Origin of the sequence: Rhodoluna sp. KAS3, assembly GCF_026000575.1 — a bacterium.
Classification (GTDB): Bacteria; Actinomycetota; Actinomycetes; order Actinomycetales; family Microbacteriaceae; genus Rhodoluna.
The window spans coordinates 1,092,233-1,106,795 of sequence record NZ_AP026910.1 but is presented as its reverse complement, the minus strand read 5'-3'; the positions used below and the strand labels follow the sequence as shown (position 1 = coordinate 1,106,795).

At 50.7% G+C, this 14,563-nt stretch carries 16 protein-coding genes, 1 tRNA gene, 1 other RNA gene and 1 pseudogene; 12 read left to right on the top strand and 7 right to left on the bottom strand.

Features of this window, described 5'->3' with window-relative positions:
* Positions 1-24: 24 nt before the first annotated feature.
* Positions 25-1,218: a multidrug effflux MFS transporter gene (locus OO731_RS05575; protein WP_264889968.1), complete on the top strand. Its 1,194-nt coding sequence runs from the start codon at positions 25-27 to the stop codon at positions 1,216-1,218.
* On the opposite strand, the gene OO731_RS05570 is transcribed toward OO731_RS05575, so the two are convergent.
* Positions 1,215-1,631: a DUF1801 domain-containing protein gene (locus tag OO731_RS05570; RefSeq protein WP_264889967.1), complete on the bottom strand. Its 417-nt coding sequence runs from the start codon at positions 1,629-1,631 to the stop codon at positions 1,215-1,217. The genes OO731_RS05575 and OO731_RS05570 overlap by 4 nt on opposite strands.
* A 48-nt stretch (positions 1,632-1,679) precedes the next feature.
* Here OO731_RS05570 and OO731_RS05565 point away from each other — a divergent pair, with 48 nt between their 5' ends.
* The 4 genes from OO731_RS05565 (at position 1,680) to OO731_RS05550 (ending at position 3,323) form a co-directional block, all read left to right on the top strand.
* Entirely contained in the window at positions 1,680-2,123 is a 444-nt protein-coding gene (locus OO731_RS05565) for a hypothetical protein (protein WP_264889966.1), read from the top strand.
* Positions 2,124-2,129: 6 nt separating this feature from the next.
* A complete protein-coding gene (locus OO731_RS05560; RefSeq protein ID WP_264889965.1) occupies positions 2,130-2,579 on the top strand; it encodes a DUF1801 domain-containing protein in 450 nt (149 codons plus the stop codon).
* Positions 2,576-2,974, top strand: coding sequence for a DUF1801 domain-containing protein (locus OO731_RS05555; RefSeq protein ID WP_264889964.1), 399 nt, complete (start codon positions 2,576-2,578; stop codon positions 2,972-2,974). Before OO731_RS05560 ends, OO731_RS05555 begins: the two co-directional genes overlap by 4 nt.
* Before the next feature lie 157 nt (positions 2,975-3,131).
* Entirely contained in the window at positions 3,132-3,323 is a 192-nt protein-coding gene (locus OO731_RS05550; protein ID WP_264889963.1) for a hypothetical protein, read from the top strand.
* A gap of 164 nt (positions 3,324-3,487) precedes the next feature.
* Here OO731_RS05550 and OO731_RS05545 read toward each other — a convergent pair whose 3' ends face one another.
* Positions 3,488-4,153 carry a hypothetical protein gene (locus OO731_RS05545; protein WP_264889962.1) on the bottom strand — a complete coding sequence of 222 codons (666 nt, stop codon included), beginning with the start codon at positions 4,151-4,153 and terminating at the stop codon, positions 3,488-3,490.
* A gap of 230 nt (positions 4,154-4,383) precedes the next feature.
* On the opposite strand from OO731_RS05545, the gene OO731_RS05540 reads away from it, so the two are divergent.
* The 4 genes from OO731_RS05540 (at position 4,384) to OO731_RS05525 (ending at position 7,549) form a co-directional block, all read left to right on the top strand.
* On the top strand, positions 4,384-4,743 hold the full coding sequence (locus OO731_RS05540; RefSeq protein ID WP_264889961.1) for a hypothetical protein: 360 nt from the start codon (positions 4,384-4,386) through the stop codon (positions 4,741-4,743).
* Positions 4,743-5,171: a hypothetical protein gene (locus tag OO731_RS05535; RefSeq protein ID WP_264889960.1), complete on the top strand. Its 429-nt coding sequence runs from the start codon at positions 4,743-4,745 to the stop codon at positions 5,169-5,171. The genes OO731_RS05540 and OO731_RS05535 overlap by 1 nt, the downstream gene beginning before the upstream one ends.
* A gap of 144 nt (positions 5,172-5,315) precedes the next feature.
* Positions 5,316-6,701: a hypothetical protein gene (locus OO731_RS05530; protein WP_264889959.1), complete on the top strand. Its 1,386-nt coding sequence runs from the start codon at positions 5,316-5,318 to the stop codon at positions 6,699-6,701.
* A gap of 53 nt (positions 6,702-6,754) precedes the next feature.
* A complete protein-coding gene (locus OO731_RS05525) occupies positions 6,755-7,549 on the top strand; it encodes a TdeIII family type II restriction endonuclease (protein WP_264889958.1) in 795 nt (264 codons plus the stop codon).
* On the opposite strand, the gene OO731_RS05520 is transcribed toward OO731_RS05525, so the two are convergent.
* From OO731_RS05520 to OO731_RS05500, 5 genes are all read right to left on the bottom strand, one after another.
* Positions 7,544-8,680, bottom strand: coding sequence for a DNA adenine methylase (locus OO731_RS05520; protein ID WP_264889957.1), 1,137 nt, complete (start codon positions 8,678-8,680; stop codon positions 7,544-7,546). The two genes, OO731_RS05525 and OO731_RS05520, sit on opposite strands and share 6 nt — an antisense overlap.
* Positions 8,677-10,080 (bottom strand): tyrosine-type recombinase/integrase, encoded by a 1,404-nt coding sequence (locus OO731_RS05515; RefSeq protein WP_264889956.1) that lies wholly within the window; start codon positions 10,078-10,080, stop codon positions 8,677-8,679. The genes OO731_RS05520 and OO731_RS05515 overlap by 4 nt, the downstream gene beginning before the upstream one ends.
* Before the next feature lie 161 nt (positions 10,081-10,241).
* Positions 10,242-10,326, bottom strand: a tRNA-Ser gene (locus OO731_RS05510).
* A 32-nt stretch (positions 10,327-10,358) separates the two neighbouring features.
* Entirely contained in the window at positions 10,359-10,655 is a 297-nt protein-coding gene (locus OO731_RS05505; protein ID WP_264889955.1) for a DUF1905 domain-containing protein, read from the bottom strand.
* Between the two features lie 16 nt (positions 10,656-10,671).
* The gene (locus tag OO731_RS05500) at positions 10,672-11,850 is read right to left on the bottom strand and encodes an MFS transporter (RefSeq protein WP_264889954.1); all 1,179 of its coding nucleotides are present in this window, start codon (positions 11,848-11,850) and stop codon (positions 10,672-10,674) included.
* A gap of 88 nt (positions 11,851-11,938) precedes the next feature.
* On the opposite strand from OO731_RS05500, the gene ffs reads away from it, so the two are divergent.
* The 3 genes and pseudogenes from ffs (at position 11,939) to recR (ending at position 14,515) form a co-directional block, all read left to right on the top strand.
* Positions 11,939-12,035: signal recognition particle sRNA small type (gene ffs, locus OO731_RS05495), an RNA gene on the top strand.
* 39 nt (positions 12,036-12,074) lie between these two features.
* A pseudogene (locus OO731_RS05490) lies at positions 12,075-13,649 on the top strand (DNA polymerase III subunit gamma and tau); the annotation flags it as partial.
* Between the two features lie 269 nt (positions 13,650-13,918).
* Positions 13,919-14,515, top strand: coding sequence for a recombination mediator RecR (gene recR / locus OO731_RS05485; RefSeq protein WP_264889952.1), 597 nt, complete (start codon positions 13,919-13,921; stop codon positions 14,513-14,515).
* The last annotated feature ends 48 nt before the right edge of the window (positions 14,516-14,563 follow it).

Here is a 14,563-nt window from a genome sequence, read left to right as displayed (position 1 = left end):
GTCATCTGATTGGTTTTGAACCGAATGCCTGCCATTAAAAAGCGCCAATCTGCGACCATGGGCCTAATTTCAGCCCTCGGTCCGTTCCAGTTTGATATGTATCTACCGGCACTACCAGCGCTGATTTTGTACTTCAGGACTACCGAGACCCTCGTTCAACTAACCATCACAGCCAGTCTTCTGGGCATGGCCATGGGTCAGGTTTTTGTTGGGCCAATCACTGACGCACTTGGTCGCAGGCGGCCGCTAATGATTGCCCTGAGCGTATTCATCGTGGCATCGATAGCCTGTCTGGCGGCGCCAGATGTCACCTGGATGATCATTGCCCGATTTATTCTGGGCTTTTCTGCTGCAGCCGGTTTTGTAATCGTCAATGCGTTTATCCGTGACATGGCCACGGGTGACAATGCGGCCAAGCTCTACTCAACTCAGGCTGCAATTTCAAGTTTGGCTCCAGTGCTGGCCCCGCTGGTTGGCGGTCAGCTTTTGTTGTTGGGCGACTGGCACATCGTGTTTATCTTCTTGGCATTTATGGGTGCCGCCGTTATGGGATTTGTGGCCGCTTACCTCCCTGAGAGTCTCCCGCAGAGCGCTCGAAGCGAGCTAAGTTTTGGTGCAACCTTTTCAGCTTGGGCGCACGTGCTGCGCGATTCTCGCTTTGTGGTTTTGATCGTGCTCGGTGGTGTGTTGTTTGGTTCGGTCGCCAGCTTTATTGCGGGTGCTCCATTTGCACTGCAGCAGGGCTTTGGGCTTACACCTACCGAATACACCTATGCCTTTGCGGCCGTGACCGTGGTTATGTTTGGCGCAAACTCACTCAACCGTTACTTGCTCAAGCATGTTTCGAGCATCAGTTTGATGCGCTACGGGCTATCTCAGGGGCTCTTGGCTGCGGCCGTAATGGTCACAATTAACGTCTTTGAAATTCACGATCTTTTGTTGACGATTGTGGGCTATGCCCTAGCTGTATCGGTGATGGGTTTCACCATGGCCAACATCATGGGAATGGCCATGAAAGACCACGCCGAGCGCGCTGGTGTAGCGGCCGGATTGATTGGCTTTGCCACCTCATTGTCAGGAGCAATCGCAGCGCCTCTGACCAGCATGGTCTTTGGGGCTGACATCGCCGGCGTTGGTACTTTTATGGCAATCCTGTTAGTTGCAGCAGCTGTGCTGGGCTTCATCGGTTTGCGCAATGAAGTGCCGGTTCGTCACTAACTAACTGCGCGCTTAATCAGCTCGGTAATCTGCTTTTCAATGGCCGGGGTAATTTCGTTCACCGCATAAGAGGTTGGCCACATTGAGCCTTCGTCAAGCTGGGCTGCATCCTGAAAACCAAGTGTGCAATAGCGCGTCTTGAATTTTCCGCTGTCTTGAAAGAACACCACGGTCTTGCCCTCAGCATTGCAGTATGCCTGCATTCCGTACCAGGTCTTGGGCTGCAGCGATGGGGCGTGAGTCTTAACCAGTTCGTGAATTTTCTCGGCAATCGCGCGGTCGGCCGGAGCCATGACCGCTACCTTTTCTAGGACCTCGGCTTCGAGCTGCTCAGGCGTCATTTTCTTGCGAGCCTTTGACCGTTCGGCCATGGTCTCTTTCATAGCCTGTTTTTCTTCGGCGGTCATTGCCATGCGCAGTCTCCTTTGGGTCTCAACTTTCAAATAGCGTAATCTCAACTCATGAGTGATTTGAATGAAGTTGGGCAACGCGATGGTTGGCGATGCTGGTTGTGTGACTCCGAGGTTGATCCAGAGGCATCGACTAATTCAGATCTAGGTCCAAGCGTTGATAGCTACGCTGCCGCCAAGGCAAAAAAGGGTTCAGCTGTAATTGAGCGCCTAGCTCACCGCGCTTGCAACACCATGAAGGGCAAAATTGCCCCAGTTGTCCCTTGGTCACCAGATCTTTTTGTGGTTGACCCAGCCCCGATTTTTGAAACCGTTGAACGTTTGGCTCGTAAAGGCGGCCGTGAAATCGTGGCTCGGTGCCCTGATGAGCGTGATGCCAATCAGGCTGCCGAATGGTTGCTAGATCGCCTCTCACGTTTTGCTCCGGGGCAAAAATTCAGTACCCAGGTAACCCCGGGTGGCGGGCAGTACATGCTTGCCTTGCGCAGCGAGTAGGCAAAAATGCAGTCTTCGGCCGCCACTATTTCTGACTATTTGGCAGAGCAGTCGACCGAGCGTAGGGCAGGGCTTGAAGCCTTACTGGCCGCTGTGAGACAAAACATCCAGCCAGGTTTTATAGAAACCATGCGTTGGGGCATGATCAGTTTTGAGGTGCCGCTAGATGTTTCTGGCCCAACCTACAACGGGCAGCCGCTCAACTACATCGGTCTCGCTTCGCAAAAAAATCACTTCTCGGTTTACCTCATGCCGGTTTATTTAGACACCGATGTCGAGACCGAGTTCCGATCGCGCTGGGAGGCAGCCGGTTTGAAACTGGACATCGGCAAAGCCTGTGTGCGATTTACAAAAATCGAGAACGCCGACCTTGCCTCAGTGGGTTGGGCAGCTGGGCTAATGAATCCGGTTGAATTCGTTGACGCCTGTAATGCCGCGCGTACTATGAAGCCATGACCATTCCAGCTGATGTCCTTGCCTACAACCAAGCCCAAACCGCCGATCAGGCTCTGATCTGTGAGGCGCTGGCCGAGCTGTTTGTAAAAGTTGTTCCCGCAGCTGAGGGCAAAGTGTGGCATGGGCATCCAGTTTGGTTTTTGGATCAAAACCCGGTTGTTGGTTACAGCATCAAAAAGAGTGGTGTTCAAGTTTTGTTCTGGAGCGGCCAGTCTCTCGAGGGCCCAGGGCTTGTTCCATTAGGTAAGTTCAAGGCGGCCAGCTGGGATGTCGCCGACTTGGCCAGTGTGCAAGCGCCAGAACTCACCAAGTGGCTCGGTCAGGTTTCAGCCATCCAGTGGGATTACAAAAGCCTCCCAAAGCTCAAGAAACTTGAAAAACTGACCCAGTTTTAAAAAAGCGCTTCAACGCCGTCTTTCTGCGACATCTCAACGTTTGAGGCGCGATTGATGATTCGCAAGACTGATGTATCTCGATTGGTAAAATAAGCCAGAAGCCTTGTTATTTTGATTATTTTGCTTCACTCAAATTCGAATAGAAGAAAGTGAAGAAATGAACGAGGAAAAGAAAGACAAGAAAATCCAGGAGATGTCCGACTGGGTTGAGTTGAGAGATTCTTGGACCCGAAAGCGTTTTGATTTTCAAGAGCGCTGGCACGGTTGGAGATCTCCGACAGGTCTTGGTCTGGGATTTGTTCTGCTTTGTGCAGGACTTTTCCTTTTGAGTCTGGTTGGACGAACTTAGTTCGTTAGCCAAAATGCCCCTGATGAAAGTCAGGGGCATTTCTCATTTGCGCGGAGAATGCTTGATACGCACTAACGCCCTCTTGCCCGCGTAAATCCTGGGGCTAGGGTGTACCAAATCGCTTTCTACGCCATCTTTCTACGCCAAGTTGACTAACGCGGCATTCACTTTTGGAACAAACGAACCTTTTGAGTTGCCTTTACTTTCCTTGCCCAGATGATGATCAGCGGTGTGATGATGACAGTTGGGGCTAACCAGACAATAACCTTGAATGCGCTGGAAGGATCAAGCCTCGGAACAACTTGTTGAACCAGCACGGCCGTGACCGTTGCGATTGTTCCCCCGAGCATGTGGGCGAGGTGATTGGAGATTCTGGTTCCGAAGTCTTCCGCTTTTCCCCATCCTCGTAAATCCTGGACCGCGAACTGAAGCCCTATAGCCCCAAACGCAACTAGAACCCAACCCATCGATCCTCCAGCGAATACTTCTAGGAGCCCGCTGATAATCATCGCTAATCCAACGAGGAGCATTCCCCATTCGACGTAAGGCTTGCGCTTCAAGATGTAGTGCGATTTGCGCCCGAACCGCCACCCGGCGTAGGCCATGTATGAAGAAAATAGGGCAACAAAGAACAACATGATATTTGGGCGAAGAATCGATACAGGTATGGCTGTTGCGGCAACGGCCATCATCGACCAAAAGTAAGTTTTGCCAGCAAAGTTATGCTTCCTCGCACCTTTGCGAAATGAAATGGCGAAGATCGTGGCAAGTAATGCAAGTGACCCTGCAGCCACATGAAGAATAAGTAGAAATCTAGTCAGTTGTTCCATTCAACCAAGCCTATAGATTTCGAACTATTGCCGAATGACAAAAGCCCCCAGATTACTCTGGAGGCTTTTTCACTGCGGAGAATGGGGGTCTCCACCCATTAACCCTTTTGCCCTTTATTTACTTGCTTTTAAGGGTAGCCGTCTGCATTAAGTAATAAGGAAAATAATAAGTAATCTGCCGATAACTACTGTTGAGGGCACCCGGCTCTCCTCAATAATAAGGAAACAACATGGCAAATTACGGCTATTACTTGCAGCTGCACCCAAACACTTTTGAGACTGTGCGATTTATCGCAATCAGTCCAAAGACAGAAGGTTTTGGTGTTGATGAAAAACACAAGACGGACAAAAACGGCGTTCCAGTATGGACAGTCTCAGCATTGGTGAAAGTTCCTGGCGGAGTGCAGGAAATGGAAAGTTTCACTCTCACAACTCCTGCAGAAATCGCCAACAAGATAAAGCAGATTGAGGAACTAACCGCAATCCGCTTGATTGGTCTCGCTGGTGGAAAGTGGTCTCCGCTTCAGACCGATAAGACCTCTTGGTCTTTTCAAATCTCTGGCGTTGAAGTCTTGAAGGCTCAGCAGTAATGAGAAAGGCAGAGGCAAAGGAGTTCTATGTTGCAGGCACAGTCTGGAACATCTGGGCTGATTACTGGACACCAATAACAGACCCAGTGCCACCACTCAGTTATTTCAAGATGGGTGGGGGCGAGGACTACATCTTTGTCTCTGCCGTTTCGGAGCAAGACCTTGACGGCTTTATTCAGGCCGTCAAGGCAACTCCCGATTTGAAGTTCTTCAAACAGGGCAAATGGTGGCTAAAGCCTCATCGCTGGTATGGAACATGGTCTGTATTTTCTGCGGAGATTCGACAAGGGTTCTTTGGTATAGACAGAAGGATTTTTGCGAGTGAAGAAGTCTTGGATTTTGATGGTTCGGGAGATACCAGGATGACACCTTTGCGGTCTGACAAAAGAACACCTCCTGGAGCGGTGGAGCCTGGCGACAACGCTTGAGCAGAGGTGAGCAAAAGGGCGGAACTGGAGCGGAGACCTGCGTAGCGGAAGTGAATGTCCTTGAGGCGAGCCGATAGCGACCAAGTGTTAGCCATCTCCTCAGTCTTTTAGGGGTCTTTCTGCCCTCAGCCGATAGGTATCGGCATGAGTGAATTACCGCAAACAGATGAAGTCTCAGGGCTTGTTATATCTTCCATAACTGTCCGCAGTGAAAACATCCAAAAAGAGGACAAAAAAGAAAAGGAGAAGGAAAAAGAGCCTGCGGTTAAAAAGCCCAGGGCAAAGGCTAAGCCAAGAAAAAAGAAGAAAAAGAAGCCTCCTGTAATCAGTCCGACACAAAAAAGACTTTCTGAAATAGGCGACACAATTCCCCAGGTTGAAAAACGGAGTAATCAAGACACTCTTACGGATTACTACATTGAGCTCACGCCGGCCTCAATTCGTTTTTCAAGGAAACTCTTCCCTTTAGCTAAGCGTTCAAACTATGTAGAACGCCAAGTGATAACTCAGTGGTCGTATAAGTCTCGTGCCAACATGCTCAAGCGATTGCTGTCTTTGGATTACACGCCACTATTTGGGAGCGAGAAACAAATCCCTGTAATGATTACGCTCACTTACCCAGGCGATTGGCAAACTGTTGCCACTGACGGCAAAGCAGCCAAGAGGCACATCGCCCTCCTCAAAAAACGCTATGAATCAAAGTTCAAAAAGCCACTTATAGGCGTTTGGAAGTTGGAGTTTCAACGACGAGGTGCTCCACATACTCACATCCTTTCCAGCATCACGATGGACTTGGGGCATTTCCAACTTTGGCTTTCAAAAACTTGGGCGGAAATAGTCGCTCACCCTGACGAGAATGAAAGAGAAAAACATCTAAGGGCAGGAACTCAAGTGAAGGCATGGCCCGATTACTACAAAGAAACGCCTCATAGTATTTCGCATTACTTTGGCAAGCACTCATCAGCGAATAAGGGTGGGGTGAAGGAATACCAAAATCGTGCTCCTGATTTGTGGATTGAGGCCGGGAGCATTGGTCGGTTCTGGGGTTATTGGGGGTTAGTTCCTGCGACTGCAACGGCACTTGTTAGCAAAGAAGATGCTCTTTTCATGCAGAGGACGCTTAGGCGATGGCACAAGGCAAAGCGTGAGTTCAAAAAGGTTCGTGTTCAACGCTCTAAAAAGATTGACGGCGTGATTTATTACCGCATGGCATCCCGCCGAGTTCTAAGACTTTCGCATCAAGGTGGTTTCATTTCTGTTCCTGATGGAATGGCTGAAACGCTCTTAGCCGCATTGAAGGCTCACAAGGGAACACCAGTTGAGAACGCAAGTGAAACTGTCTCCAGGGAGCCTCAAATGCCTAACAAGAGCAACTCTGAGCCATCAAGTGATACTCAAGTTGAGGAAATCCAAGCAACCCCTGAAAAACGAGTTTCATTAGGTGCCAGGTTCAAGGCCACCGTTAAGAGATTTTTCGCTCCTCTCATGCGGATTTTCTCGTTCAAGGTTCGTAGAGACAAAACTGAATGAATCGCATTTCCCAGGCAACACCGTTAGGTTTTAACGGAGTTGTTAGGGGAATCATGGAAGAAAAAATCAGGCTGATTGTTAGTTCAGCCGTCTCAGCTTGGGCTGCTGGTTTTGAACAGCGACACATTGACGAATACGACAACCCTGACGGCGTAATCAACTCCAAGGTTCATAACATCTTTGTCGCTGCTCTTGGCGATGAAATCCGCTTTTTTAGTGCCTTGTCTCGTTCGCTTGATAGCAGTCTTGGAAATCTCATTGAGAGCATTGCTATCAGTATTGCGAAAGTCAATTTTGAAGTCAGCCAGCAGGTTGAAGGTGTTCTCTACGCAGAGCAGACAGCAAAAATCGGAGCCTTGCTTGAACGCTATAAGAACTCCGCTGATAGCCACAAGCCGGCCATTGAGCACTACCAAGATTTCCCGATGAAGGGTGAAGGTCAAAAGCACAGCAAACGCCACGACAGCGACTACATCCTCAAGCACAAGACCAGGGGCGATTACTCACTTATTGAGTTGAAACTCGGTGGCGACTTGGACAACAAGAAAGCCCGTTCTGAAAAAGAAGCCCTGCTTGAGCAATACTGCATCTTGGCTAATCAACTTGGCTCTGACGAAAACATCCGCATCTATTTCGCAACTGGCTATAACCGCTATGGCGAGGGCAATCCTTGGAAACAGGGTCGTGTTCTTCAGTTTTTTGCCAAAGACGAGCTGCTAATCAGTAGCGATTTTTGGAACTTCGTTGCAGACAGTCCCAAGGGCTATGAAATCGTCCTTGACGAGTATCGCAAGAACGCCCACCTAATCAGCGACAGCATCAACAGGGTTAAGAAAACTTACCTATAAGTCATAGTTCGTAATCGTCAGGTGGCTCGCCTCACGATTGTTTCTTGACTTGACTGTCCATTTGTAGAACATGGCATCGGTTTGGATGTTCCAGTGTGTCTCAGGGTAGAGGCTGCGAATTAGTGGAGTATCGCCAATCACAATCATGATGTTGGCATCCAGTTCGCTCAGCGTTTTCGCAAGTCGGCCCTGGTCAGTGTTATCAAAAGACCTGTTGTCGTAGTCAGTGAAGTCGCTGTCGTATGGAGGGTCTAAGAACATGAAGTCGCCCTTTGTAGGACTAATCTTCTTCACAAACTCAGTGAAGTCAGACAAGTGGAACTCAGCATTTGAAAGCCTGGCTCGCATGGCCTCTGAATAAAGTGTTTCCACTTTGACGGCGAAATCCTTGCGGTTGTATGAAACGCCACCATAAGGAACATTGAACTCGTCTGAGGCATTGAAACGGAACATAGAGGCGTAGCAATACTCTCGGATGAAGAAGAAATCCGCTGTTCTTACATCGTTGAAGATTTCGCCACTCCTGGCTTTGTTATACCTTGAGCGAATTGCCATGTAGAACGATGCTCGGACTAACCCCTCTATGTTCTCCATGAGTTCATCCTGAGGAAGGTCTCGTCCATGCTTTTCCTGAAGAACGCCGATGCGGTTCATCTTCTTTGGCAGGTCTGCGGTCAGTCGTCTCGCAAACTCTGTTTTGAATGGTTCGTCAAAATCTTTTAGGTCGCTCTTTGTGATTTCAAGGATGGCTTTCAACGCTTTGCTGATGTCGCTTTTTCCCTGGATGAAGGCAACGGCTAAATCAGACCAAAGGGTCTCATGTTTGCTAAAACTGTTCCAGGCAACGACCAAACGCAAAAGTTCTGTGTAGAGCCCTTTGTCGTTCGTGGAACTGCCTCTGTATAGGGCGACCAACTCAGGAACGATGTCGTTTCCCAGGGCTTTGATGCTTGGGTCAATTGAGAGAAGGACTGAGCCACCACCAAGAAACGGCTCAATGAATCTATTGGCGGTTTTAGGAGCTGCTAAGGCAATCTTCTTCAGTTCGCCCGATTTCCCTCCCGGCCACTTGACGAAAGGGGAGAGTTTGCTGCCAAAAATAGGCGATGGAGTGAGTTCCTGGTCAATCATTTTTCAATCGTATTCTTTCGCTCCGACGCTTTACTTTTAGGCTTCGCTAACTCGCCTTTTTCTGCGTTCTTCTTGTCTCTGGTTTTGAAAACTTGGTCTGTGTAATTGGTGATGGTCTCAATCTTTGCGGAAGGTGAGAGGTGCGTGTAGGTCGCCCTTGTGATGGCCTCGCTTTGATGCCCTGCGATAGACCTAATGATTTCAATCGGCATCCCAAGTTTGACCATGCTACTGATGGCGATGTGTCGCATTGCGTGTTGTCTCACAAACGGCATCTTCAAACTTGCCAGGAGAGAACGCCATTGTTTCGTATCAGTCTGGTGGCGTATCGGCTTACCCTCAGGCGTGGTGAATACCAAATCTTCAAGCCCTTTGGGTGGGTTCCAGGATGGGAGTTTCTTCCACTCGTCTTGAATGGCTTTGTAGTTCTTCATGATTTTGACCATCCGCTTATCAAGAGGAATGATTCGATTGCCTGCGGTGGTCTTTGTGTCTGGCTTGATGTAGATACGCTTTGTCTTTGGGTCAATCGCTAACTGTTGCCTGACCTCAAAAGTTGCCAGTCCTCCACCAGTCAAGCGACTGAAGCAACTCCACTCAGCCCCAAGTTTTTCACTTGCTCTCAGACCGCATGTAATCATCAGCATCCAACGAGCCTCGTCCTGCTGACCCTCAAGTTTCTCAGCGAGATAACTGGGATACCAAAGCTTCTTTTCCAGGTGCTCATCTTTGGCAGGGCTAATTGGCTTGTCTATCTTGGGAACGCCAATAGTAGGGTTCTCGCTGATTAGTTTTTCTTCATACGCCCACCTGAAGGCCATGTTGATAACGCCCTGAGTTGCTCGTCTCTTTGATAATCCGATTAGTTCCTCATCGGTCTCTACAAGGCGACCCTCTGAATCCTTGATGGTCTTTCGCTTGTTAGGGAGTGTTTCAAAAAGGAACTCCTCAACAATCTTTTTGCTAACCAGGCGGACAGGAACTTTGCCAAAGGCCGGAGCGATGTGAAGTCTGATAACGCCCTCATACTGAGATACCACGATGGGGGTGATGCGGCGTTCGCTTGCGGTCTGTCTGGATTTCCACTCAAGCCACGCCCAGAACATCTCCTCGGTGGTCATCTTGAGTTCCTTAGGCTTTGCACCTAATGCGGAGAGGGGAAGTTCTCCCATCTGGACTAATCGCTTTTTCCAGTTCTCATCACGCCTGCGGATTGCCTCTTGTTCGCTGTCGCCAGTGCCTGAAACTTGGACTGCCGTTCCATCGGAGTTCATGTAGAGAGTTCGTGTTGCTCTGAACTTTCTCTGACCATTGACGGTTATCTCAAAGACAGAGCCTTCGCCCCTCTTGCGTGGCTTACTGCGAGCCTGCCAAAGTTCCTCTGATGTTCTTCTGACCATGCGTACAGTATGACGCAATTTTTGCCGAAATAATAAGGAAAGTAATAAGTAATAAGTGCCCAGGGAGCATCTGGGGAGAACTCCCTGGGACTTGTTTCCCTGTAATTACAAGGTCTTAACCCAGTATTCGAGGGGCTTTTAGACCCCCCGAATAATTGGAGCGGAGAATATGGGATTCGAACCCATGAGGGCTTGCACCCAACCAACTTTCCAAGCTGGCGCCATAGGCCACTAGGCGAATTCTCCTGGATTGTTACTTAGGTCAGTTTACCGGTTGCTTAGAAACCAAGAACATCCAATTGAACTTTGACCTCTGAGCCTTCATCGATGTTGTTCTTTTTTCTCACCTCAGCTTTGAGAGGCAGGTCAAAACAGCCGGTCTTGGGATCAGGAAATATCGATGTGCGCCAAACCACTGAACCCAGCTTGGCCTCTACTTTCAGTGAGCCCCAACCGTTGGTCATGCCCTCTGAAATTTCTTTGATGTCATCTGACAAATCTTTGGGCAAACTGACTAGAAATATGCCCTCGTTATTTCGCCACCGATGAACCGTGCCTTCAAATTCAATGTCCATCGGCGCACCAAAGAATCTAGTTCTTGGCTAGTGGGCGAGTGACACCGCTAAGTGCAGCGGATAGCAACATCATCACCAGCGGAATTCCAAAGGCTACGTAGAGCCCGGCAACTTGACCTACAGCGCCCAAAGCCGGGCCAACTGTGATTCCAGAAATGTACACAACGCTGATGATCATGTTGATTCGTGCTGGCGCCATTGTTGGTTCGTCGCTCATCGATGCGATAGCCATTGGGAATCCAATTGCCATGCCCAAGCCCCACAAAACAAGGCCCATATAAGGCAGTGCTATGAAGTCAACCGCCATGAAAACCAAAATACCTGAAGAGGTAATTAACGCCGAGAGAAGAACAACCATTCGTCGACCGATCAGGTCAACGATGCTTCCGCCGATTAGGCGACCGATGGTGATTACAATCCAGAAAACACCAAATGCAAAGGCGGCCTCAGAGCCACTGAATCCAGTTTGGGTTAGTGCGATCGGTACCCAAACACCCGCGGCGCCCTCGGCCAGGATGAATGAGAATCCGATAACCGCAATCAGCAAGCTGCGCTTTTCGGTCCATACCCGCAGAGCATGCTTTTTATCGCTTTGATTACCTGAAGAGGTAATTTGCTTTTTCGGTCGGGTGTCAAAGGTTAGGCCGGCAACCACAGAAACCGCGCCGGCAAAAATACCCACTGCGATAAACGAAACATCGAGGCCAACATTGGACGCAATCAACCAGCTGGCCAAAGTTGCACCGGTGAGCATACCGACGCCAAATAATCCGTGAATGGCCGGAAATAGTGAGCGCTTTGAAGCTTTGTCGACAGCCGTACCTTCAATGTTGCCGACAAAGTCGCTGATGGCCATCGGCAAGCCGACAAAGAACAGCGCTGCTGAGGCCAAGAACAGGTTGCCCGATACAACGGCTGGGCCCAGGGCAACAAAACTCAAGCCGGCAATTATGTAGGTGGCGGCGTTTACCTTCCGGGTTCCAAACCGATTCACCAGCAACCCAGCAAACAAGATTCCGGTAATTCCACCGGCCGGGAAGACCATGCTCAAAAGGCCCATTTCGGCTGTGTTCAGATTGAGTGCGGCCTTAACCTCAGGGCCTCGGCTAACAAAAGTTGAGAACAAAAGTGCGCGGGTAAAGAAGATTGCAGATGTGCCGGCGAACCATAGTCCCAAGCGCTTTTGATTAGTCATTTACTCAGGCTAACAAACCCATTCACCCGATTGGTGCGAACCCAGATTGCGCCAATTTACTGTCGCGACTGGAGCGGGTAAACTATTCAAGGACTCCCCGTGCGGCGTCACCTCGGCCAACTCCCCCAGGATCGAAAGATAGCAAGGGTAACTGGGCTCTGGCGGGTGTGCGGGGAGTCTTTTTATTTGGTCATTTTGTCAGCTGGGGAGGCTAGGCTCTAAACGTGGTTACAGCTCTCTACCGACGCTATCGTCCTGAATCTTTTGCCGAATTAATCGGCCAGTCGCAGGTGACTGCGCCGTTGATGACCGCGTTGCGCACCGACCGCGTAAACCACGCGTATCTTTTCTCAGGCCCACGTGGCTGTGGCAAGACCACCTCGGCTCGCATCTTGGCCCGCTGCCTCAACTGTGCCGAAGGGCCGACCGACACCCCATGTGGAGTTTGCCCAAGCTGTATTGAACTGTCTCGCGACGGTGGCGGCTCGCTCGATGTCGTAGAGATTGACGCCGCCTCACACAACGGTGTTGACGACGCCCGAGACCTCCGTGAACGCGCAATCTTTGCCCCTGCCAGAGACCGTTTCAAGATCTTCATCCTCGATGAGGCCCACATGGTTACGCCTCAGGGCTTCAACGCACTGCTCAAAATCGTTGAAGAACCACCTGCCCACGTCAAGTTCATTTTTGCCACCACCGAGCCAGACAAAGTCATCGGCACAATCCGTTCGCGCACTCACCACTATCCATTCCGTTTGGTGCCGCCGGCTCAAATGCTTGAGTACCTTGAGCAACTTTGCGCCAGCGAGGGTGTCGACGTTGCGCCTGGTGTTCTTTCACTGGTAGTTCGCTCCGGTGGCGGTTCTGTCCGTGACTCACTCTCTCTCCTCGACCAACTCATTGCCGGTTCTGAAGGAGTAGATGGTGCGGCGCCGAAGGTTGAATACGAGCGTGCCGCAGCACTTCTCGGTTTCACCCACGCAGCGTTGCTTGATGAAGTGGTTGACGCATTTGCGGCCCACGATTCAGCATCGGTGTTTGCCAGCGTTGACAAAGTAATTCAGACAGGTCAGGACCCTCGCCGCTTTGTTGAAGACTTGCTAGAGCACCTTCGCGACCTAATTGTTGTGTTGTCAGTTGGAGACGGCGCAAAGGCAGTTTTGCGCGGAATCGCAGACGACGAACTAGACAAAATGGGGACTCAAGCAGCGCGCTTTGGTCTGGCTGAACTAACGCACGCAGCTGAAACCGTGAACCACGCCCTAACCGAGATGTCCGGCGCAACCTCGCCGAAGCTGCACCTCGAACTTATGTGCGCCAAGGTTTTGGTGCCATCAAGTGACCAAACTGAGATTGGCTCACTGGCCCGAATCGAACGCCTTGAGCGCCGAATCGGTGTTGGTGGGGCATCAACGCCGGCACCAGCGGCTGCTGCTCCAGATGCAACGGCAGCACCTTCTGCACCGATTGCAGCGGCTCCGGTTGCAGCGTCACTTGCAGCACCAGTTGCTTCGCCACCAGTTGCTGCGGCTGCACCGGTCCTTGGCGCTATCAGCACTCAACAATTCCGCGACTCTTGGCCAAACATCCTCACCAAGGTTAATAAGGCTTCTAAAGCAGCCTGGATGGTCGCCTTCTCACTGAGCGTTGTTGATTTCAGCGACGAGGTTTTGACTTTGAAGTTCTTGAGCCAAAAAGATCTCGAGTCATTCAAGAATTCAAACGGCGCAAGTGACATTCTGCGAACCGCGATTCTCGATGTTCTAGGTGTACAGGTCAAATTCCGGGCCCAGATCGATGAGGCAAGTAAGCCGGCAGTTCAAGAGGCACCGGCCGCGGCAGCACCGGCCCAGGCAGCACCGGCTCAGGCGCCGGCTCCTGCCGCTGCACCAACCTCTGAAGAAGTTCCACCTCCGCTGGATGAGCCTGAACCAGAGGAGCAGTTTGACGCTGCACCGATGAAATCTCGCAACTCAAGCATGGTCGACGAGTCCGCACGATACGGCGAATCGCTCCTCCGCGAAATGCTGGGCGCAGAGCCGATCATCGATAAAAACGGTGGCAAGTAATGTACGAGGGCGTAGTTCAAGAACTCATTGACGAGCTGGGCAGGCTGCCTGGTGTTGGGCCAAAGTCGGCTCAGCGAATTGCCTTCTATCTGCTTCAGGCCGAAGACGAGCAGGCTCAAACCCTTGCCCGCGTGCTTACAGAGGTAAAAGAGCGGGTCCGATTTTGCGAGATTTGCGGCAACGTAACTGAAGAGACTCGTTGCAACATTTGCCGCGATGCTCGACGCAACCGCACAGCAATTTGTGTGGTCGAAGAATCTAAAGACGTTCAGGCAATCGAGCGCACCCGCGAGTTCCACGGCCTGTATCACGTACTCGGTGGCGCCATCAGCCCGATCGAAGGCGTTGGCCCAGACCAGCTCAGAATCAAAGAGCTAATGAGCCGACTAAGCGACCCAGAAATTCAAGAGGTCATCATTGCAACGGACCCAAACCTTGAGGGTGAGGCAACGGCAACTTACCTGACCAGAATGCTCAGCCCGCTGGGCATCACAGTCTCTCGATTGGCATCGGGTCTTCCGGTGGGTGGAGACCTCGAGTACGCCGATGAAGTTACTCTTGGTCGCGCTTTTGAAGGTCGCCGAACAGTCAGTTAATTCATCGCAGTAATCCAGGTTTAGGCCTTTTGACCGGTCCTGGAGTCC